This window comes from Sneathiella chungangensis (assembly GCF_009882935.1).
Classification (GTDB): domain Bacteria; phylum Pseudomonadota; class Alphaproteobacteria; order Sneathiellales; family Sneathiellaceae; genus Sneathiella; species Sneathiella chungangensis.
On the sequence record NZ_WTVA01000015.1, the window covers coordinates 822,224 to 840,851 of the forward strand.

The 18,628-nt window shown below is 61.6% G+C and carries 17 protein-coding genes and 1 riboswitch; of the genes, 9 read left to right on the forward strand and 8 right to left on the reverse strand.

Features of this window, described 5'->3' with window-relative positions; genetic code table 11:
- The first annotated feature begins 63 nt into the window (after positions 1–63).
- The 3 genes from rpsT (at position 64) to dnaA (ending at position 2,662) form a co-directional block, all read left to right on the forward strand.
- Entirely contained in the window at positions 64–330 is a 267-nt protein-coding gene (rpsT, locus tag GQF03_RS16930; RefSeq protein ID WP_161340485.1) for a 30S ribosomal protein S20, read from the forward strand.
- 473 nt (positions 331–803) lie between these two features.
- Positions 804–1,250, forward strand: a complete 447-nt coding sequence (locus GQF03_RS16935; protein WP_206375900.1) for a rhodanese-like domain-containing protein — start codon at positions 804–806, stop codon at positions 1,248–1,250.
- Between the two features lie 32 nt (positions 1,251–1,282).
- Positions 1,283–2,662: a chromosomal replication initiator protein DnaA gene (gene dnaA / locus GQF03_RS16940; protein WP_206375899.1), complete on the forward strand. Its 1,380-nt coding sequence runs from the start codon at positions 1,283–1,285 to the stop codon at positions 2,660–2,662.
- 14 nt (positions 2,663–2,676) lie between these two features.
- Here the strand turns inward: dnaA and GQF03_RS16945 are convergent, their stop codons facing one another.
- The 4 genes from GQF03_RS16945 to GQF03_RS16960 form a co-directional block, all read right to left on the reverse strand.
- Entirely contained in the window at positions 2,677–3,090 is a 414-nt protein-coding gene (locus tag GQF03_RS16945) for a DUF1636 family protein (protein WP_161340487.1), read from the reverse strand.
- Positions 3,044–3,793, reverse strand: a complete 750-nt coding sequence (locus GQF03_RS16950) for a CbtA family protein (protein ID WP_161340488.1) — start codon at positions 3,791–3,793, stop codon at positions 3,044–3,046. Before GQF03_RS16950 ends, GQF03_RS16945 begins: the two co-directional genes overlap by 47 nt.
- Positions 3,794–3,803: 10 nt before the next feature.
- Positions 3,804–3,977: a CbtB domain-containing protein gene (locus tag GQF03_RS16955; RefSeq protein WP_161340489.1), complete on the reverse strand. Its 174-nt coding sequence runs from the start codon at positions 3,975–3,977 to the stop codon at positions 3,804–3,806.
- Positions 3,978–4,011: 34 nt separating this feature from the next.
- Positions 4,012–4,229: riboswitch (cobalamin riboswitch) on the reverse strand.
- Between the two features lie 60 nt (positions 4,230–4,289).
- Entirely contained in the window at positions 4,290–4,928 is a 639-nt protein-coding gene (locus tag GQF03_RS16960) for a helix-turn-helix transcriptional regulator (protein ID WP_161340490.1), read from the reverse strand.
- A gap of 63 nt (positions 4,929–4,991) precedes the next feature.
- On the opposite strand from GQF03_RS16960, the gene GQF03_RS16965 reads away from it, so the two are divergent.
- The 5 genes from GQF03_RS16965 to GQF03_RS16985 all read left to right on the forward strand — a co-directional run bounded on the left by GQF03_RS16965 (position 4,992) and on the right by GQF03_RS16985 (position 13,773).
- Positions 4,992–6,404: an MFS transporter gene (locus tag GQF03_RS16965; protein WP_161340491.1), complete on the forward strand. Its 1,413-nt coding sequence runs from the start codon at positions 4,992–4,994 to the stop codon at positions 6,402–6,404.
- Between the two features lie 343 nt (positions 6,405–6,747).
- Entirely contained in the window at positions 6,748–7,866 is a 1,119-nt protein-coding gene (dnaN, locus tag GQF03_RS16970) for a DNA polymerase III subunit beta (protein WP_161340492.1), read from the forward strand.
- Between the two features lie 69 nt (positions 7,867–7,935).
- The gene (recF, locus tag GQF03_RS16975; RefSeq protein ID WP_206375898.1) at positions 7,936–9,105 is read left to right on the forward strand and encodes a DNA replication/repair protein RecF; all 1,170 of its coding nucleotides are present in this window, start codon (positions 7,936–7,938) and stop codon (positions 9,103–9,105) included.
- A 16-nt stretch (positions 9,106–9,121) separates the two neighbouring features.
- Complete coding sequence (gene gyrB, locus GQF03_RS16980; RefSeq protein WP_206375897.1) at positions 9,122–11,551, forward strand: DNA topoisomerase (ATP-hydrolyzing) subunit B; 2,430 nt, start codon at positions 9,122–9,124, stop codon at positions 11,549–11,551.
- A 110-nt stretch (positions 11,552–11,661) separates the two neighbouring features.
- Complete coding sequence (locus GQF03_RS16985) at positions 11,662–13,773, forward strand: transglycosylase domain-containing protein (RefSeq protein WP_161340495.1); 2,112 nt, start codon at positions 11,662–11,664, stop codon at positions 13,771–13,773.
- A gap of 7 nt (positions 13,774–13,780) precedes the next feature.
- On the opposite strand, the gene GQF03_RS16990 is transcribed toward GQF03_RS16985, so the two are convergent.
- Genes GQF03_RS16990 through GQF03_RS17010 form a run of 4 tightly spaced genes read right to left on the reverse strand, consistent with a single transcriptional unit; the run spans position 13,781 to position 17,883 of the window.
- Positions 13,781–14,992 (reverse strand): multidrug effflux MFS transporter, encoded by a 1,212-nt coding sequence (locus GQF03_RS16990; RefSeq protein ID WP_161340496.1) that lies wholly within the window; start codon positions 14,990–14,992, stop codon positions 13,781–13,783.
- Positions 14,993–15,020: 28 nt separating this feature from the next.
- Positions 15,021–15,773 (reverse strand): M48 family metallopeptidase, encoded by a 753-nt coding sequence (locus tag GQF03_RS16995; RefSeq protein WP_161340497.1) that lies wholly within the window; start codon positions 15,771–15,773, stop codon positions 15,021–15,023.
- Positions 15,757–16,206 (reverse strand): YcgN family cysteine cluster protein, encoded by a 450-nt coding sequence (locus GQF03_RS17000; protein ID WP_161340498.1) that lies wholly within the window; start codon positions 16,204–16,206, stop codon positions 15,757–15,759. The genes GQF03_RS16995 and GQF03_RS17000 overlap by 17 nt, the downstream gene beginning before the upstream one ends.
- A gap of 6 nt (positions 16,207–16,212) precedes the next feature.
- A complete protein-coding gene (locus tag GQF03_RS17010; RefSeq protein ID WP_206375896.1) occupies positions 16,213–17,883 on the reverse strand; it encodes a polyhydroxyalkanoate depolymerase in 1,671 nt (556 codons plus the stop codon).
- Positions 17,884–18,082: 199 nt separating this feature from the next.
- Between GQF03_RS17010 and GQF03_RS17015 the strand changes: the two genes are divergently transcribed.
- Positions 18,083–18,628 (forward strand): ankyrin repeat domain-containing protein, encoded by a 546-nt coding sequence (locus GQF03_RS17015; RefSeq protein ID WP_161340499.1) that lies wholly within the window; start codon positions 18,083–18,085, stop codon positions 18,626–18,628.

Here is an 18,628-nt window from a genome sequence, read left to right on the forward strand (position 1 = left end):
CGGCGTATTTTCCGCTGGTTATAACCCGGCTTCCGAATTTCGAAGCTAAAAGACAGGATTGTCATGGCGCATCATAAATCTGCATTGAAACGCATCCGGCAGACAGACGTCCGGACCGAACGCAACCGGGCTCGCCGCAGCCGCATCCGCACCTTCGTGAAAAAGGTGGACATGGCCGTTGCGGAAGGGGATCAGGCAAAGGCGAACGAAGCCCTTCGGGTGGCCCAGGCTGAACTGGACCGCGGCGTGGTCAAAGGCGTGTACAAAAAGAACACGGCTTCCCGCAAGATTTCCCGCCTGAACGCGAAGGTAAAGGCCCTTTCCGCGTAACAAAAGAATCAGGCAAGAATCAAACCGCGACCCGGAAAACGGGCCGCGGTTTTTTTTGTGGATTTTGCGCCTTATAGGCGTGTCCCCGATGTGGATTTCGCGTTGTCTTTTACCAGTTAACTTGGATGCTGTGGAACCGCTCACTACATCTTGTAGGTCAAGAATTTGTTCCATCAATTGGTAAAATAAATTTCAACAATCCCACAAGCGTTCCCTTGCAAGGGGCAGGTCGATGGGCATAATCTGCCCCCTCTTAGGGAGGACACCCGAACCTAAATCGCCCATTTTTTTGAGTGGATGAAGGGGCATTACCGCCGCTCGGGAAATGTCGTATCCGGTAGCGTGTTCAGTAGCGAAAGTCGTGCGTAGCGTAAAATCGAGGCGGAGCTTGGGGGAGAGCCGCCGGAAGATTTCGTCAGTAATGTCCAGACATCTCTGGACATGCCCAGCAACTTGATGTGAAGGAATTTTGGATGACAAACGGGGGGATGTCCGGCGCCAGCAACACCTACGCCGGGGATATGACGGTTCGGGAGACATGGGATCTGCTGGCAAGCGATCCCGACGCCGTCCTGATCGACGTCCGAACGACAGCAGAATGGGCCTATGTGGGCCTGCCAGACTTATCGCCGCTCGGCAAAACGGTCCAGGCCGTCTCCTGGGTCAAATTCCCCGATATGTCCAGAAACGAGGCTTTCATCGACGAGATTTCCGCCATTCAGCCGAAGAAAACGGCGCCGATGATCTTCCTTTGCCGCTCGGGCGTGCGCTCGATCGCGGCGGCGGAGGCGGCGACGCGCGCGGGCTACAACCGCAGCTACAACGTGCTTGAGGGTTTCGAGGGCGCGCCCGATGCGGACGGCCACCGGGGAACCGTCGGCGGCTGGAAAGTCGCGGGACTGAAATGGAAACAGGGTTGATGACCGCCGGTGCAGGATCAGGGACGTCCGTAATGACAGATAACGATAATTGGGAACGAATCCGCGAGAAGCTTCGTACCGAATATGGCGAGGCGACCTTCAACTCTTGGCTCAAGAATATCGAGCTAGAAAAGATCGATGGCGGAAAGGTGTCGATGACGCTGCCGACGAGATTCTTGCGCGACTGGGTGTTCAACAATTACGCCAACCGCATCCGCCAGCTCTGGTGCGCCGCCGATGACTCCGTCAAATCCGTCGATATCCGCGTCAAGCCGCTCGACCGGAAGAACGGGGCCGGGCACAAGCCGACCTTCGGCCTTGGCGAGATAACCGAAACCTTCAAGGGCGCGCGGGCCGTTGCCGCCGAAACGGCGGGGCAGGATGCGTCGCTGATGGCGCCGCTTGATCCGCGCTTCACCTTCGATAATTTCGTGGTCGGCAAATCGAACGAGCTGGCCCATGCCGCCGCCCGCCGGGTGGCGGAGGCGAAGGATTCCGTGCCCTTCAACCCGCTCTATATCTATGGCGGAGTCGGGCTCGGCAAGACCCATCTGATGCATGCCATCGGCCATGCCATCGCCGCCAACTGCCCGACGAAGCGGGTCATCTATCTGTCGGCGGAAAAATTCATGTACCGCTTTATCCGCGCGCTCCGCTTCAAGGATACGATGAATTTCAAGGACCAGTTCCGCTCCGTCGATGTGCTGATGATCGACGATGTGCAGTTCATCGCCGGCAAGGACAGCACGCAGGAGGAATTCTTCCACACCTTCAACGCGCTGGTCGACCAGAACCACCAGATTATCATCTCCGGCGACCGCTCGCCGACCGACCTTGAGGGGATGGAGGAACGAATGCGCTCCCGCCTCGGCTGGGGGCTGGTCGCCGATATTCACCCGACCGATTACGAGCTGCGCCTCGGCATCCTGCAATCGAAGGTCGAGCAGGGGAAGATCGAGATCGATCCGCGCATTCTCGAATTCCTCGCCCATCGCATCACCTCGAACGTGCGCGAGCTGGAAGGCGCGCTCAACCGCGTGCTTGCCTATTCCGATCTGGTCGGACGGGCGGTGACGCTGGAAAGCACGCAGGAAGTGCTGCGCGATCTTTTGCGCGCCAATGACCGGCGGATCACGATCGAGGAAATCCAGAAAAAGGTCGCCGAGCATTTCAACATCCGCATGTCCGACATGCATTCGGCCCGCCGCGCCCGCGCCGTCGCCCGGCCGCGCCAGGTCGCCATGTATCTCGCCAAGCAGCTGACCTCCCGCTCCCTGCCGGATATCGGCCGGAAATTCGGCGGCCGTGACCATACAACCGTCATGCATGCGCTGCGCAAGATTGAGGAATTACGCCAGCAGGATGTCGCCCTGGCGGAGGATATCGATCTGCTCCGGCGGATGCTCGAATAACCGCCCGCGCGCGCCTAGGCGCGGGAGGGGAGCGGCGGTATCCGTGAAACCACACCCTTTTTGAAGAACGGCGGGCGGTCCTTTATCGCCGGAACCCCGTGGGGGGAGGCGGCAACCGCCGTCGCCGCGGCGAGAATATCGCCCGCATCCCGGGCCGGATCGGCGCCGCCAATCACATAGGACCATTTGCCCGGCGCGGAAAAGGCGATCACCACCGGCGTCTCGCAGACCGCGAGGCAGTCGACGTCGGCAATCGTGATATCGGGAAAGCGCGCCGCCTCCGCGCTCAGCGCCGAGAAGAGCCGCTGGCCATCGCTCCCCTCCGGCGAGTCCGGTTGCGCCGCCTGCCCGCAGGCTGTGCAGACAAAGACCGTGACGGGGCTATTGCTCAGCGGGCGTCTCCCCGCGCTGCCACATGAACCCGACAAAGGTCCCCGCCAGCGCCCAGATGATGGCATGCAGCACCAGCGAGCTGGAGGCAAAATGCGCGGCGAGTTCGGAGGGAACCTCGCTGGTGAGCAACTCCGGATGCGGCGCGCCGATGAAATGCGGCACAACCATCAGCACCACGCCGATCCCGATCGCCAGCGGCGTTGAAATCCGCAGCAGCATCCAGAGCCCGCAGGCGGTCGTGACAACCGTCGTAATCCACCAGATTTGCCGGGACAGCAAGCCCGCCGACGCCGCGCCGGGCAATTCCGGACTGAGGCCGAGACTGGGGGCGAGGCCCGCCGCCGCGAATCCGGCCAGGCCCCACAGCAGCCCGGTTCTTGGCGTGATCTCGCTTTTCGCAAGGAACATGGCGGCAAGCAGCATGAAGGCATAGCCGATGGCCGTGATAATGGTGGCGATTGACGTGTAGAAGGTCCGCTCCAGCCCCTCATCGGGCGCCCATTCATCGGCCGCGCCCTCCGTTGCCGGTCCATGGGCAAGAAGATATCCGGCCGGAATGACGGCGCCGCCCTGAAGGAGGGTAGGGCCATCCAGGGCCGCATGATCGGAATGCTCCGCCTGCTCGTAGAGTTCAGCCTGGATGATGAGCGGGGTCGTGGTGAAATGCTGGATCGCCGCCGTCGGCACACCAGCGAGCAGCCCGGCCATCAGGCCGACCCAAAGAAATCGTATAAGCATGAGTTACGCCCTAGTGGCAGGGAAAGGACAGGGTATGCCGGGAATCATGCGCGGCATTATGCAACGTGGTCGACGGCGCAAAGCCGGTCAGGAACACGAGGCCCGCGCCGAGGATGAACATGGTCAGCGCGATTGTCCGGGCGTTGGATTGGACTGAGACGCGGCTTGTTGATGCTGATATCATTTTTCTCTCCCTAAACCGCTCCTTCGGCGGCCTGTTGGACCCAAAACTCCCGGCAGGTCTCCTGGCTTACGGGTCACAGCTTGTGTTCGCCTTCCCGGCAAAAACGCCAGTGGACAATGAACAGTCGCTCTCCGTCTACAGTCGCGAGGCGGCCCTGGCATTGGTTTCCGTCATATCTGAAAACCGCACCAGGTTCCCTTTTCATACTTTCGCGCCTTCGGCGCGCAAATAACCGGCTGTTTGTTTTACGCGGATCACTATAGACCCAGAAATTATATTTATGAAGAAAATAAGTTGGCGGCGCCCGGCCTATTATTCCGCTTGCGGGGTCTTGCAGATACGATAGGCGCATCGCCGGGCACCGGAAAGAATATGATCCGTCCTCTCCACCGTCGCGTGGGCCCCGAAGGCTTTTCGGAAAATCTCCAGTTCAGAGCGGCATAAACCCTGACAGAAGGCCGCCGCCGCGCAGATGGGACAGTGATTTTCAATGAACAGATATTCGCCGCCGCCAATCTCGCGCCAGGACGCCATATAGCCTTCGGCGTTTCGGAGAGCCGCGAGGCGCGCAATCTTTCCCGCGATATCGGCTTCGCTCTCCAGCTTCTCGCGGTATTTCGCGAGTGTTTCCGCTTCCCGGTCGCGGATCAGTTTTTCAAGACCTTCCGCGCCGAATAACTTTTCCGCCGACTTCAACAGGTCCACCGAAAGATCGGAATGGCGGTCGGGAAAGCGGGCGTGGCCCTTTTCCGTCAAATGCCAGTAGCGGCGGGGGCGGCCCCGGCCTTCGGCCCGATCCTCGAAATAGATCAACCCCTCGCGCGCCGCCTTCGCAAGGTTCTGCTGTGCCCCGGGCTTCGAAATATCGAGAAAATTGCCGATATCGCCGGCGGTTGCGGGCCCGCGGCTCTTCAGGAAATATAAAATTTGATCCAGCGGTGTTTTTTTCATTGCAATAATAATATATAAAGTTTTTACTTAATCAAATAAAAAGTACGATGGGGTTCTCCTGAAATGGCCGATAACGAAAATACAGAAGCCGTACGCTGGAGCGAGATTCTCAACCGGGAATACGGGCTTGCGCTGGCGCTCGTCTGCCTTGGCATCTGGCTGCATGCGGCGGACAGCCTGCTGGTCGCCACCATGGTGCCGGAGATCGTCGCGGATATCGGCGGGGCGGAGCTGATCTCCTGGACGGTGGCGCTCTACGGGATCGGCTCGATCGTCGCCGGCGCGGCGAGCGGGCTTCTCGCCCTGCAATATGGCCTGCGCGGTCCGATGACGCTGGCGGCGCTTCTCTTTGCCCTTGGCTGCGCGGTCAGCGCGCTGGCGCCGGAAATGTGGGTCGTGCTGGTCGGACGGCTGTTCCAGGGCCTGGGCGGCGGCGGCCTGATGGCCATGGCCTTCGTCGCGGTGAGCTCGCTGTTTCCGCGCCGCCTGACCGCCCGGGCGATGGGGGCGATCGGCACCCTGTGGGGCGTCTCCGCCTTTATCGGGCCGCTGGTGGGCGGGCTTTTCGTCGAATATGGCACCTGGCAGGGCGGCTTCTGGTTTTTCGCCGTCCAGGCGCTGCTGATGGCGATCTGGGTGCAGTTCGCGCTGCGCAAGGCGAAAAAGCCGGGGGAGGCGGCGCGGGGCCGCTTCCCGGTATGGCGGCTTGCCTGGCTCTCCCTCGGTGTCTTTTTCATCGCCTATGGCGGGATCGAGGTGTCGGTCCTGCAAACCAGCTTCTTTGTTGCGCTTGGCGTCATGGCGCTCATTGTCTTTCTCATTCTCGATGGCCGCAAGACCGAGAACCGGCTGCTGCCGCACCGGCCGCTTAGCCTCAGAACCCCGGTTGGCGCGGGGCTCATCCTCGTCCTCGCCTTCTCGACGACGACGGTGGCGATCACCGTTTACGGGCCCTATCTGATCACCCTTCTGCATGATGAGCCGCCCATCGTCGGCGGCTATGTGATGGCCTGCATGTCGATCGGCTGGGCCTTCGTCGCCTTTCTCGTCTCCGGCGTTCCGGAGAAGCATGACGGCCGGATGATCATTTTCGGGATGTCCCTGGTCACCCTCAGCCTGCCGGGCTACGCCTACAGCCTGCCGAACGGGCCGGTCTGGCTGATCGCGCTTTTTGCGGCCCTGCAGGGCGCCGGGTTCGGCTCCGCCTGGACCTTCATCCTGCGCCGCGCCATCCGCCTCGCGCCCGAAGACGAGCATGAGCGCGTCGCCAGCGCCATTCCGACCCTGCAACGGCTCGGCTATGCGCTGGGCGCGGCCTATGCGGGCATCCTCGCCAATGCCGCGGGCCTTTCGGGGGACGCCGGGCCGGATATCATCACCACGGTCGCCTGGGTGGTGCCGCTCGCCTGCCTGCCCGCCGCCGCCATCGGACTTGTCGGCACCTTTTTCTTCACGCGGGCGAAAACGCCGTCCTGAACCGGCAACCGACCGGCGATTTCAGCGGCCCGCCGGCGGGCTTTTTCGCACCGCTTTTGCAGCGCCCGGAAGAGGGCCGCGCAACCCCCTGATATTGCAGGCAATTTCCAGTCCGGCAGCGGCCTCCCGCAGGGGGCGAAAAGCCTAGGTTTCTCCCGCTCTCTCTGCTATAGTGGCGAGGCCTCTCCCGCGGCCGGCCGAAAAAGGATTCAAGGTTATGAATCAAATTCTTAAGGCCGGACGGATTTACCGGTTACCGGGAGAATTATATTGATGTAGCCGGTCTTTTTCGGGCATAATAATCGCCCTATTCGAGTAACCTATTTGAAGCCTGATTGAGCCAATGAAACTGACCATAGAACGCACCGCCTTGCTGACCTCCCTGAGCCATGTGCAAAGCGTTGTCGAGCGCCGCAATACCATTCCGATCCTTGCCAATATCCTGTTGGATGCGCGGGACGGTTTCCTTGGCCTGACGGCAACCGATCTTGATATCGCGATCAATGAAAAGGTCGCCGCCAATATCAGCAACGACGGCGCCATCACCGCGCCGGCCCATCTGCTCTATGACATCATCCGCAAACTGCCGGAGGGGAGCCAGGTGGAGCTGGACTACAAATCCGCCGAACAGCGGATTTATGTGCGCTGCGGCCAGTCGAAATTCGCCCTGGCCTGCCTGCCGCAGGATGATTTTCCGGTCATGGAAACCAATCAGCTGCCCCATAACTTCACCCTGCCGGCGGCCATTCTGAAGCGGCTGATCGATAAAACGCGGTTCGCCATCTCGACGGAGGAAACCCGGTATTATCTCAACGGCATATATCTGCATACGGCGGAAACGAACGGCGTGCCGATGCTGCGCGCCGTGGCGACGGACGGCCATCGCCTGGCCCGCGTCGAGACGCCGATCCCGTCGGATGCGGAAGGCATGCCCGGCGTGATCGTGCCGCGCAAGGCGGTGTCGGAGGTTCTTCGCCTGATCGACGAGCGCGAGGAGGATGTCTCGATCGCCCTGTCGGAAACGAAAATCTGCTTCTCCTTCGGCGATACGGTCCTGACATCGAAGCTGATCGACGGGACCTTCCCCGATTACGAGCGGGTGATCCCCGCCAATAACGACAAGGTGCTGGAGCTGGACGGCAAGTCCTTCGCCCAGGCCGTCGACCGGGTGTCGACGGTGGCGACCGAGAAGACCCGGGCCATCAAGCTCTCGCTCAGCAACGACCTGATCACCCTCTCGGCGACGGGTGCCGACGCCGGAAGCGCGACCGAGGAAGTCGCGGCCTCCTATCATTCCGGCGACATGGATATCGGATTCAACTCGAAATATCTGCTGGATATCACCGGCCAGATCGACGGGGAGAATGCGCGCTTCCTGTTCGCCGATTCCGGATCGCCGACCATCGTCCGGGACAGTGCCGACGAAGGGGCGCTGTATGTCCTGATGCCGATGCGGGTGTAAGGTGGCGGCCCTCGCTGCGCCCTGGTTCACGGGGTCCGGACGATGGGTGTCGCCATAGAGGAGCCATTTGTGTCCGCCTATGTTATCACGCGCCTGATTTTGACAGATTTTCGCAATTATACGCATTTGAAGGTGGAAACGGACGGACGCCCTGTCGTACTTACCGGCGCCAACGGCAGCGGCAAGACCAACCTTCTGGAGGCGATCTCCTTTCTCACGCCGGGACGGGGGCTGCGCCGCGCGAAACTGCTGGAGGCGGCGAATACGAACGGCGGCGGCGGCTGGGCCGTGGCGGCGGATGTGAGATCGGACGCGGGCGAGAGCACGCTGGGCACCGGGCTCGTCTCGGGGGGGACGGAGGCCGGAACCGCCGATATGGCGGAGCGGCGCTCGGTCCGCATCGACGGACAGACCATGAGCGGGTCCAATGCGCTCGCGGAGCATATCAAGGTCAGCTGGCTGACCCCGCAGATGGACCGCCTGTTCCAGGAGGGCGCGGCGGGGCGGCGGCGGTTTCTCGACCGGCTGACCTACGGGTTCGATCCGGCCCATGGCAAGCGGATGACGGCCTATGAGAAGGTCATGCGGGAACGCAACCGGCTGCTGAAGGAGGGGCGTCACGACCGCCACTGGCTGGCGTCGCTGGAACGCACGCTCGCCGGGACCGGCACCGCCATTGCCGCGGCGCGGCGGGAAACGACGGAGCGGCTGAATAAGGCGATGGCCACGGCGGACCAGGGCCCGGGCGGGCGCGCCTTTCCGAAGGCGGAGCTAAGCGCCCGGGGGCTGCTGGAAGGCTGGCTGGAAGAGGAAATGTCGGCGCTGGACGTCGAGGATCGGTATCGGGCGACGCTGGAGGCGTCACGGCGTCAGGATGCGCTCGCCGGGGCGACCGGGCAGGGGCCGCACCGCAGCGATCTTGGCGTGCTGCACAAGGACAAGGGCATGCCGGCGGAGTTATGTTCGACGGGAGAGCAGAAGGCGCTGCTGATCTCGATCATCCTCGGCGATGCCCGGCTGCAGGCGGGATTGCAGGGGCAGGCGCCGATCCTGCTGCTCGACGAGATCACCGCCCATCTCGATGCAACGCGGCGCGCCGCGCTGTTCGACGAGATCGAGGAGATGAAGACACAGGCCTGGATGACAGGCACGGATTATGCCCAGTTTTCCGAACTCGGAAGCCGGGCGCAGTTTTTAACGGTCGACAATGGCGCAGTCCGCCAGACGGTCGCCCGCTGAAAGGGAAGACGACGTAATGAGTAACATTGAGGGTCATGTGGAAGCGGAAGAATATGGCGCGGAATCGATCAAGGTCCTGAAGGGCCTCGATGCGGTGCGCAAACGCCCGGGCATGTATATCGGCGATACGGATGACGGATCGGGCCTGCATCACATGGTCTATGAGGTGGTCGACAATGCCATCGACGAGGCGCTGGCCGGTCATTGCGACCTGATCTTTGTCGCGCTCAACGGTGACGGATCGGTGACGGTGCGCGACAACGGCCGCGGGATTCCCGTCGATATCCATCAGGAGGAGGGGGTGTCCGCCGCCGAGGTGATCATGACCCAGCTACATGCGGGCGGCAAGTTCGACCAGAACTCCTACAAGGTGTCCGGCGGCCTGCATGGCGTCGGCGTTTCGGTGGTGAATGCGCTCTCGACCCGGCTCGATCTCAAGATCTGGCGCAACGACAAGGAATACCGCCTCAGTTTCGCGCATGGGGAGCCGCTCGGCGCGCTCGAAATCTTCGGCGATGCGGTCGGCAAGACGGGGACGGAAATCACTTTCACGCCCTCGCCGCAGACCTTCACCAATATCAAGTTCGATTTTGCGACGCTCGAACACCGCCTGCGGGAGCTCGCCTTCCTCAATTCCGGCGTCTATATCCAGATCAACGACCTCCGCTCGGCCGAGCCGGTGACGGTCGATCTGCATTATGAAGGCGGCATTTCGGCCTTCGTCAAATATCTCGACCGGTCGAAAAACCCGCTGATCACGGAAACCATCGATCTCGCCGGGGAAAAGGATGGGGTGACGGTCGAGGCGTCGCTCGAATGGAACGACAGCTATCACGAAAACGTCCTCTGCTTCACCAACAATATCCCGCAGCGCGACGGCGGCACCCATCTGGCCGGCTTCCGGGCGGCGCTGACCCGGGCAATCAACCAGTATGCCGCCTCGAGCGGGATCGCCAAGAAGGAAAAGGCGACGATTACCGGCGATGACGCGCGCGAGGGGCTGACCTGCGTCGTCTCGGTCAAGGTGCCGGATCCGAAATTCTCCTCCCAGACCAAGGACAAGCTGGTGTCCAGCGAAGTGCGCCCGATTGTCGAAAGCTCGGTCTACGACGCGCTCAGCCAGTGGTTCGAGGAACATCCGAATGACGCGAAAATCGTGATTTCGAAGGTGGTCGAGGCGGCCGCCGCGCGTGAGGCGGCGCGCAAGGCACGCGAACTCACCCGCCGCAAGGGCGCGCTCGATATCTCCAGCCTGCCGGGCAAGCTCGCCGATTGCCAGTCGAAGGACCCCGCCGTTTCCGAGCTGTTCCTCGTCGAGGGTGACAGCGCCGGCGGCTCCGCCAAGCAGGGACGCGACCGTCATAATCAGGCGGTGCTGCCGCTGCGCGGTAAAATCCTCAATGTCGAGCGGGCGCGCTTCGATCGCATGCTGTCGTCCAACGAAATCGGCACCATGATCACCGCGCTCGGCACCGGCATCGGGCCGGAGGAGTTCGATATCGAGAAGGCGCGCTATCACAAGATCATCATCATGACCGACGCCGATGTCGACGGATCGCATATCCGCACGCTTCTGCTCACCTTCTTCTACCGGCAGATGCCGGCACTGATCGAGCGGGGCTATCTCTATATCGCCCAGCCGCCGCTCTACAAGGTGACGAAAGGCAAATCCTCGGTCTATCTCAAGGACCAGAAGGCCATGGACGATTACCTGATCGACCAGGGCATGGAAGAGGTGGTGCTGGAGCTGGCCTCAGGCGAGCAAAGGAGCGGGGAGGATCTTCGCGCCCTCGTCTCACGCGCCCGCCAGGCCCGCGATCTCATCGACGCCATCGCCCGCATCCAGAACCGCCCGGTCGTCGAGCAGGTGGCCATCGCCGGCGCGCTCAGCGACGAGGTGCTGAGCGATCCGACCCGCGGCCCCGAGGCGGCCAAATTTGTTGCCGAACGGCTCGACGCCATCTCCTCGGAGACGGAGCGCGGCTGGAGCGGCGAGGTGATGCCCGATTTCAGCCTGAAATTCAGCCGCGAGGTACGCGGCGTCACGGAAGTGCAGCTTGTCGACAGCAATCTCATCCATTCCGCCGAGGCGCGGCAGCTGGATTCGATGAAGGACGAGCTTCAGGCGATCTATGCGAAACCCTCCGTCTTTATCCATAAGGACAAGCGTCAGGTGATCTACTCCCCGCTCGAATTGATGGAGGCGGTGACGACACTCGGCAAGCGCGGCCTCACGATCCAGCGCTACAAGGGTCTCGGCGAGATGAACCCGGAACAGCTTTGGGAAACCACCCTCGATCACGAGGCGCGGACGCTGCTGCAGGTGAAGATCAACCACGGCGACGAGGCGGACGAGGTGTTCTCGACCCTGATGGGCGATGTGGTGGAGCCACGACGCAATTTCATTCAGGATAATGCCCTGAAAGTCAGCTTCCTGGATGCCTGAGGCGGGATGAGGGGGATATTCCCGAAACCTCATTTTCGCCTTATATTTGGACGATAGTGCCGCCTTTGTCGGGAAATCAGAGTAACCCGGAGTAACGATCGAGTTCGATTATGAAGAAGGCATCTAAGGGATCAGGCAGGAAGGCGTCGGCCGCCGGGGCCAGCTATCCGCAGCGCCCGAAACCGGCCGCCAGGGCGAAAGCCGCGAAATCCACGAAAACCGCCGCCAAACGCCGCCCGAAAAAGGGCGCGAGCGGCCGCGCGCGCAAACGCCAGGCCGCGTCCGGCATCTGGGCGCCGCTCGTCAACTGGGGCGGGACGATCATTCTCTGGTCGGTGCTGATCGGCGGGCTGTTCATCGGCTATTTCGCCTATACGCTTCCGGATATTTCCGGCATCGGCGACATCGAGAAGCGCCCCTCCATGGTGTTGCAGACCCGTGAAGGCATCCGCTATTCGACCTATGGCGACCTTTACGGCGACATGCTGCCGATCGAGGATATCCCCGAGAATATCAAGCAGGCCGTGCTGGCGACCGAGGACAGCCATTTCTATAATCATTTCGGCATAAATCCGGTCAGCCTGATCCGCGCCGCCTGGCGCAATTACGAGGCCGGGCGCGTCGTCCAGGGCGGCAGCACGATCACGCAGCAGCTGGCAAAGAACCTGTTCCTCACCCCGGAGCGCACGTTGGGGCGGAAAATCCGCGAGACCCTGCTCGCCTTCTGGCTGGAGACGGAATATACGAAGGATGAAATCCTCGCGCTCTATCTCAACCGCATGTATTTCGGCTCCGGCACCTATGGCATCGATGCGGCGTCGCGGAAATACTTTTCGCATCCGGCGACGGAACTGACAACGGCGGAGGCGGCGATGCTGGCCGGCCTGCTGAAGGCGCCGAGCTATTATGCCCCGACCCGCAGCCTTGAACGGGCGCAAGGCCGGGCGAATGTCGTGATTGCGCGGATGGTCGATGAAGACTATCTGACCCCGGCGGAGGCCGAGAAAATCCGCGCCAATCCGGCGGTTCTGGTCAATGCGAGCCAGGATTTCCGCAATGTCCGTTATTTCGCCGACTGGGTGGTCAGCGAAGTCCAGGCCTATATCGGGCGCACAGAAAAGGATCTGGTGATCACGACAACCCTCGATCTTGAGATGCAGTCGGATGCGGAACGCGCGATCGAGGCACGGCTGAAGGCGGAAGGAAAGGCCATGAATGTGAGCCAGGGCGCCTTTGTCGCGATGTCGCCCGACGGCGCCGTCAAGGCGATGATCGGCGGGCGGTCCTATGCCGAATCCGTCTATAACCGGGCGACCGTTGCCCGCCGCCAGCCGGGATCCGTCTTCAAGACCATCGTCTATGCGGCCGCCTTTGAAAATGGCCTGTCGCCCGACGATATTTTCAACGACGGCCCGGTCAATATCGACGGCTGGACCCCGGAGAATTATACCAAGCTCTATAATGGCGATATGAGCCTCAGGGAGGCCTACGCCCGCTCCATCAATACGGTCGCGGTGCGGGTGACCGAACGGGTCGGCCGGGAGAAAGTCGCCGATATGGCGCGCAATCTCGGCCTGACGGGGAATTTCCCGCTGCATCCGTCGATCTCCCTCGGCACCTATGAGGTGTCGCTTCTCGAGATGACCGCCGCCAACGCGGTGATCGCCAATGGCGGCACGGCGGTGGTTCCCTACGGCGTTCTTGAAATCCGCGAAAAGGACGGCGCGGTGCTGTACCAGCGCCAGACCTCCGGGCAGGGGCGCATCGTCAGCGCCGCGACCATCAACAAGATGCAGGACGTGATGACGGCGACGATCAAATGGGGCACCGGCAAGGCGGCCAATCCGGGCTTCGCCGCCGCGGGCAAGACGGGCACCACGCAGGATTACCGCGACGCCTGGTTCATCGGTTTCACCCCGGACCTGGTCGCCGGCGTCTGGTTCGGCAATGACGACGGCTCGGCGACGAAACGGGTGAACGGCAGCAACCTGCCGGCCATCACCTGGAAGGATTTCATCACCCATTCGGAAACCTCCCATGCGGTCGCCTTCAACCGGGTGGAGGATCAGCAGTCCGGCCAAAGCCTCTGGGATAAGATCGTCCGCGCCTTTTCAAGCAAGACGCCGCCGGCGGCGGGCGACGCGACGGGGCCGGCTGATCTGAACACGCCGGAGAAGAAGGATTCCTTTGACTATATGGATCAGCAGCGACGCCAGCCCTGAGGGCGCGTCAGTTCTCTTCCCATTGTTCGTCGGATGACCCGCGCACCGTCACAAGGAAGACGGCCAGCGTGCTGAGGCCCATCAACCCGATGGCATAGACCATCGAAAACTGGGTCTGGTCATAGAAATAGGCGATCATGAAGCCGAGGAAGGCCGCGAAGCCGAGCATCAGGAAACCCATCAAAGCCGAGGCGGAGCCTGCCTTATCGGGGAATGGCGCCATGGCGCCCGCCTGCGATTGCGGCAGCACAACCCCCATGCCGAGCGTATAGATGACCATCGGCAGGACGACGGCGGTCAGGGTGTTCATCCCGGCCCAGGCCGCCAGCACCATGCTGCCGCCGCCGATCGCGCAAATCACCGTGCCGATCCCGACCGAGAAGGAAAGGCCGCGGGCGTTCGTCATCTTCGGCCCGAGCAGCGTCCCGCTCATATAGCCGAGCACGACAATCCCGAAGAAATAGCCGAAATTCTCGGCCCGCACGCCCAGCACCTCGATCAGCACGAGGGGCGAGCCGGAAATGAAGGAGAACAGGCCGCCGAAGCTGAGCCCGCCGGTCAGCGCATAGCCGAGAAATTCGCGGTGCCTGAGCAAATCCAGATAGTTGCGGACGATATGGCTGGGGCGCAGCGCGTTGAAATTTTTCTCGGCAAGCGATTCATCGACCAGCAGCAAGGTCACCAGCCCGACGATCAGGGAGGCAAGGCCGAGCACGAAAAACACCGACTGCCAGCCGTAGAAGGCGGCGATATATCCCCCCAGCACCGGCGCGATGGCGGGCGCGAGCCCCATGATCGTCCCCATGCGGGACAGCTGCTGCGCCGCCTGTTCGCGCTTGAACAGATCGCGCACGATCGCCCGCGGCACGACGATGGCAGCGCAGACGCCGAGCGCCTGGATAAAGCGCAAAATCACAAGCTGATCAATATGATAGGCGAACAGGCAGGCGATGCTGGCAAACACATAGATAAACAGGCCAATGACAATGACGGGCTTGCGCCCGAAGCGGTCGGTGAGCGGCCCGTAAATCAGCTGGCAGCCGCCGATGCCGAAGGTGAAAATGCTGAGGGTGAGCTGCACTTCCGCCGCGCTCGCGTTAAAAAAGGCGGCAAGCTGCGGGAAGGTCGGCAGATACATGTCCGTCGACAGCGGCCCGAGCGCCACCGCGGCGGCAAGATAGAGCGTGAAGGCAATGGAATTGGGGGCGAGGCGGTTCATGGGCGGCTTTCGACTGAGGACGCCCCTGTCATACCCTCTCCGCGGGTTCAACGCCATATTTATGTAGATCGGCGCCGTGCTTTTTCAGCCATTTCTTGGCCGCCGCAACACCGGGATGGAGCTCGTCAACCACCTGCCAGAAGGCGGGCGAATGGTTCATATGGCGCAGATGCGCGACTTCATGGGCGACGATATAGCTCATCACCTCCGCCGGCATCAGCAGCAATCGCCAGGAAAAATTCAGCCGCCCCGTCGAGGAGCAACTGCCCCAGCGCGAGACCTGGTCGCGGAGCGTAATGCCGCTGTAGCTTTTGCCGATCTCGGCCGCATATCCTTCCGCGAGGGGGCCGATTTCTGCCTTCGCCCGCTTGCGGGTCCAGTCACGAAGACGCCGCGGCAGATGTTCTTCGCGGCCGGTTACGTAAATATGGCCCGCCTCCGCCCAGACATAGCCGCGCCGGTCCGGCGCATGGGTGATCCGGTGCGGCTCCCCCAGCAGGGGCAGCATGGCGCCATCGCGAAACGGCACACTTTCCGGCAACCGCTTGATATTGCTGGCGATCCAGTCGATTTCCTTGTCGAGAAACGCAAGCCCCGCGCCCACCGACGCACGTTTCGGCAGCAGCAGGACGATGCCGCGCCGGGGGTCGATCCGGACCCGGATGCGGACCGCGCGGGGGGAGCGCTTGATCTCGATCGGAATTTTCCGCCCGCCGAAATCGATATGCGGCTGCGGCCCGGCGACCAGCAGCGGCGCGCCGCCGTTACTCAATGTTTTCATCCGGCCAGTCGACGATGTGATCTTCCAGATCGCCCGCCCGCCGCTCCGATATCACGCGCCCGCGCACGGAAATGCCCGCCTGATGGACGGTGTCGGGATCGCCGGAGACAAGCGGATGCCACCAGGGCAGTTGCTTTCCCTCCGACAGCAGGCGATAGGCGCAGGTGCGCGGCATCCAGCGCAGGTTCGGGATAATTTCCGGTGTGAGGGTGATGCAATCGGGAACAAGGCGGGAGCGCTCGGGATAGCGGGTGCATTGGCAGCTGCCCATATCGAGCAGGCGACAGACGACATTTGTATAGGCAAGCTCGAGCGTATCTTCATCCTCGAGCTTGAGAAGACAGCATTTGCCGCAGCCGTCGCAGAGGGATTCCCACTGCTCCGTCGTCATTTTATCAAGCGGTACCGTCTCCCAGAAAGGTTTCTCGCTCACCCCATCTCAGGCCTTTTTTGCCGGTTTGCGCCGGGGGCGCGTCGCCGCTTTGGTTTTCGTCGGGGATTTCGCGGCCTTGAGCGGCGCGGCTTCGGCGGCGGGTTTTTTTGTCGCCTGCGCCTCAATCGTTGCCGCCTTGGCCACCGGGGCCGTCATCGTGGGTTTGGCCGCGGGCGCCGCTTTGGCAATCGCCGGTTTTGCGGCGGCCTTCCGTGCCGGTGCTTTCTTCGCTACCGGCTTGCTCGCGGCGGCTTTCTTTGCCGGTGCCGTCTTTGGTGCCGCTTTCTTTGCGGGCGCCGTCTTGGCCGCGACTTTCGGGGCGGCCGCTTTCTTCTCCGGCGCTTTCTTTGCCGCGACTTTCTTTGCCGCCGGCTTCTTTACCGCCGCTTTCGGCGCGGCTTTCGCGGCCGGGGCGTCGGATGCTGCCGGTACAAGGGCGAGGCGTACGCGGTTGCGCGGCTCAAGATTGAGGATGAAATCGGAAATGCGCGGCGCAATCTCGCTTCGGAACTTGCTGCCGTTGAAGACGCCGTAATGGCCGACGCCCTTCTGCTCGTAATGGGCTTTCATGCTGTCGGGAAGGCCGCTGCAGATATCATGCGCGGCGACCGTCTGGCCGATGCCGGAGATATCGTCGAGCTCGCCCTCGATGGTCATCAGGCCGGTCTTCTTGATCAGCTCCGGGCGCACCGGGCGCTCGCCGCGGTACATCATCTCGCCCTTGGCGAGCGACTGTTTCTGGAACACGGTCTCGATCGTCTGCAGGTAATATTCCGCCGTAAGGTCCATCACCGCGTTATATTCGGCATAGAAGGCGCGATGCTTGTCGGCGCTGTCGCCATCGCCCTGCACCAGATGATCGAACTGCTTCATATGGGCTTCCATATGGCGGCCGAAATTCATGCTGACAAAGCCGGTCAGCTGCATGAAGCCCGGATAGACACGCCGGAACGCGCCGGGATAGCCGAGCGGGACATGATGGATCACCGTATGCTCGAACCATTCGATGGAGTGGTTCATCGCCAGCTTGCAAGGCTCCGTCGGATGGCGGCGGGTATCGATGGGGCTGCCCATCAGGGTCATCGAAAGCGGCACATTCGGATTGTTGTCTTCCGACATCAGCGCGACGGCGGCCGTAACCGGCACGCCCGGCTGGCACACCGCCATGACGTGGGTGTCCGGGCCCAGGATATTCAGATAGTCGATGATATAGTCGATATAGTCGTCGAGATCGAACCGGCCCTCGAACACCGGCACATTGGCGGCGTCCCGCCAGTCAGTGATATAAATGTCATGGTTCGGCAGCATCGTCTCGACCGTGCCGCGCAGAAGCGTGGCGAAATGGCCAGACATCGGTGCGACGATCAGCAGCTTCGGATCCTTGCGGGTCGTATCACGCTTGAAATGCTTGAGCTGGCAGAAGGTCTTGCGATGCAGGATCTCCTCGGTCACGGCGACGGTGCGCATATCAATATTCGTCGAGGTGATGCCAAAGGCCGGCTTTCCATGATACTGTGTGGTCTCGGAAAACAGATCGAAGCCCGCCGCGAGGGTTTGCGCGGGCGCTGTTTCGGATATCGGATTGAACGGATTTCGCAGAACCTGGGAGTAAAACTGAGCCGCCATACGAACCGGGGAAAGCGCCAATCTCTGCATTTCATTAAACTGGTAAAGCACGTCGTACTCTCCTTATTTGCCAGGACCCGGACCTGTGGATCATGTTATTCTTCTTCGAGCGACTCTTCGCTGCACTGCAACATAATATAGGAAAAGTTATTAAATTGTCAGTTTTTTTTGCGATTTTACCGATAATTGATTAATAATTGACACTTAACATGTGGGGAATCTAACACAGAATATGTATATGAGACGATTTATGCGGTTCTGTTGGCTCGCTTTTTTGCTGGTTCTCCTGATCGCGCCGCCCTCACATGCCCAGTCCCTTCTCGGCGAGGACGCGGTTTTCCAAAGTGCCGACTATGGCAACACGGACGCGGTCGAGAAATTTCTCCTGACCGGCAATAACCCGAACATCCGCGATCTCAAGAAAGTTCCGCTGCTCCATCATGCGGCCATTGCCGGCGTTCCGAAAACGGTGACGGTGCTGCTCGGCCATGGCGCCACGGTCGATCTTGCCGATCCGTTCGGCAATACGGCGCTGATGCAGGCGGCGGCCTATGGATCGACGGCGGTGGCGGCGATCCTGATTGAAAACGGCGCGAAAATCGATGAGGAAAACCGGCAGGGGGAGACGGCGCTGATCAAGGCCGCCAAAACCGGCCATACGGCGGTTGCGAAATTACTTCTTGAAAAGGGCGCGACGGTGGATCTCACGGATTTTACCGGAAGGACGGCCCTGGATCATGCGAAACAGAACCGTCATCCCGAAGTTGTCGCCGTGCTGGTAAAGGCGGGCGGCTAG

Excerpts from the sequence above, each read along its gene's own strand:
- GQF03_RS16995 (WP_161340497.1), bottom strand. The coding sequence starts at position 15,773 with ATGAAAACATTGAGTAACGGCGGCGCGCCGCTGCTGGTCGCCGGGCCG.
- GQF03_RS16950 (WP_161340488.1), bottom strand. The coding sequence starts at position 3,793 with ATGCTTATACGATTTCTTTGGGTCGGCCTGATGGCCGGGCTGCTCGCT.
- GQF03_RS16990 (WP_161340496.1), bottom strand. The coding sequence starts at position 14,992 with ATGAACCGCCTCGCCCCCAATTCCATTGCCTTCACGCTCTATCTTGCC.
- rpsT (WP_161340485.1), top strand. The coding sequence starts at position 64 with ATGGCGCATCATAAATCTGCATTGAAACGCATCCGGCAGACAGACGTC.
- GQF03_RS16935 (WP_206375900.1), top strand. The coding sequence starts at position 804 with ATGACAAACGGGGGGATGTCCGGCGCCAGCAACACCTACGCCGGGGAT.
- GQF03_RS16965 (WP_161340491.1), top strand. The coding sequence starts at position 4,992 with ATGGCCGATAACGAAAATACAGAAGCCGTACGCTGGAGCGAGATTCTC.
- gyrB (WP_206375897.1), top strand. The coding sequence starts at position 9,122 with ATGAGTAACATTGAGGGTCATGTGGAAGCGGAAGAATATGGCGCGGAA.
- GQF03_RS16985 (WP_161340495.1), top strand. The coding sequence starts at position 11,662 with ATGAAGAAGGCATCTAAGGGATCAGGCAGGAAGGCGTCGGCCGCCGGG.
- GQF03_RS17015 (WP_161340499.1), top strand. The coding sequence starts at position 18,083 with ATGCGGTTCTGTTGGCTCGCTTTTTTGCTGGTTCTCCTGATCGCGCCG.
- dnaA (WP_206375899.1), top strand. The coding sequence starts at position 1,283 with ATGACAGATAACGATAATTGGGAACGAATCCGCGAGAAGCTTCGTACC.
- GQF03_RS16955 (WP_161340489.1), bottom strand. The coding sequence starts at position 3,977 with ATGATATCAGCATCAACAAGCCGCGTCTCAGTCCAATCCAACGCCCGG.
- GQF03_RS16960 (WP_161340490.1), bottom strand. The coding sequence starts at position 4,928 with ATGAAAAAAACACCGCTGGATCAAATTTTATATTTCCTGAAGAGCCGC.
- dnaN (WP_161340492.1), top strand. The coding sequence starts at position 6,748 with ATGAAACTGACCATAGAACGCACCGCCTTGCTGACCTCCCTGAGCCAT.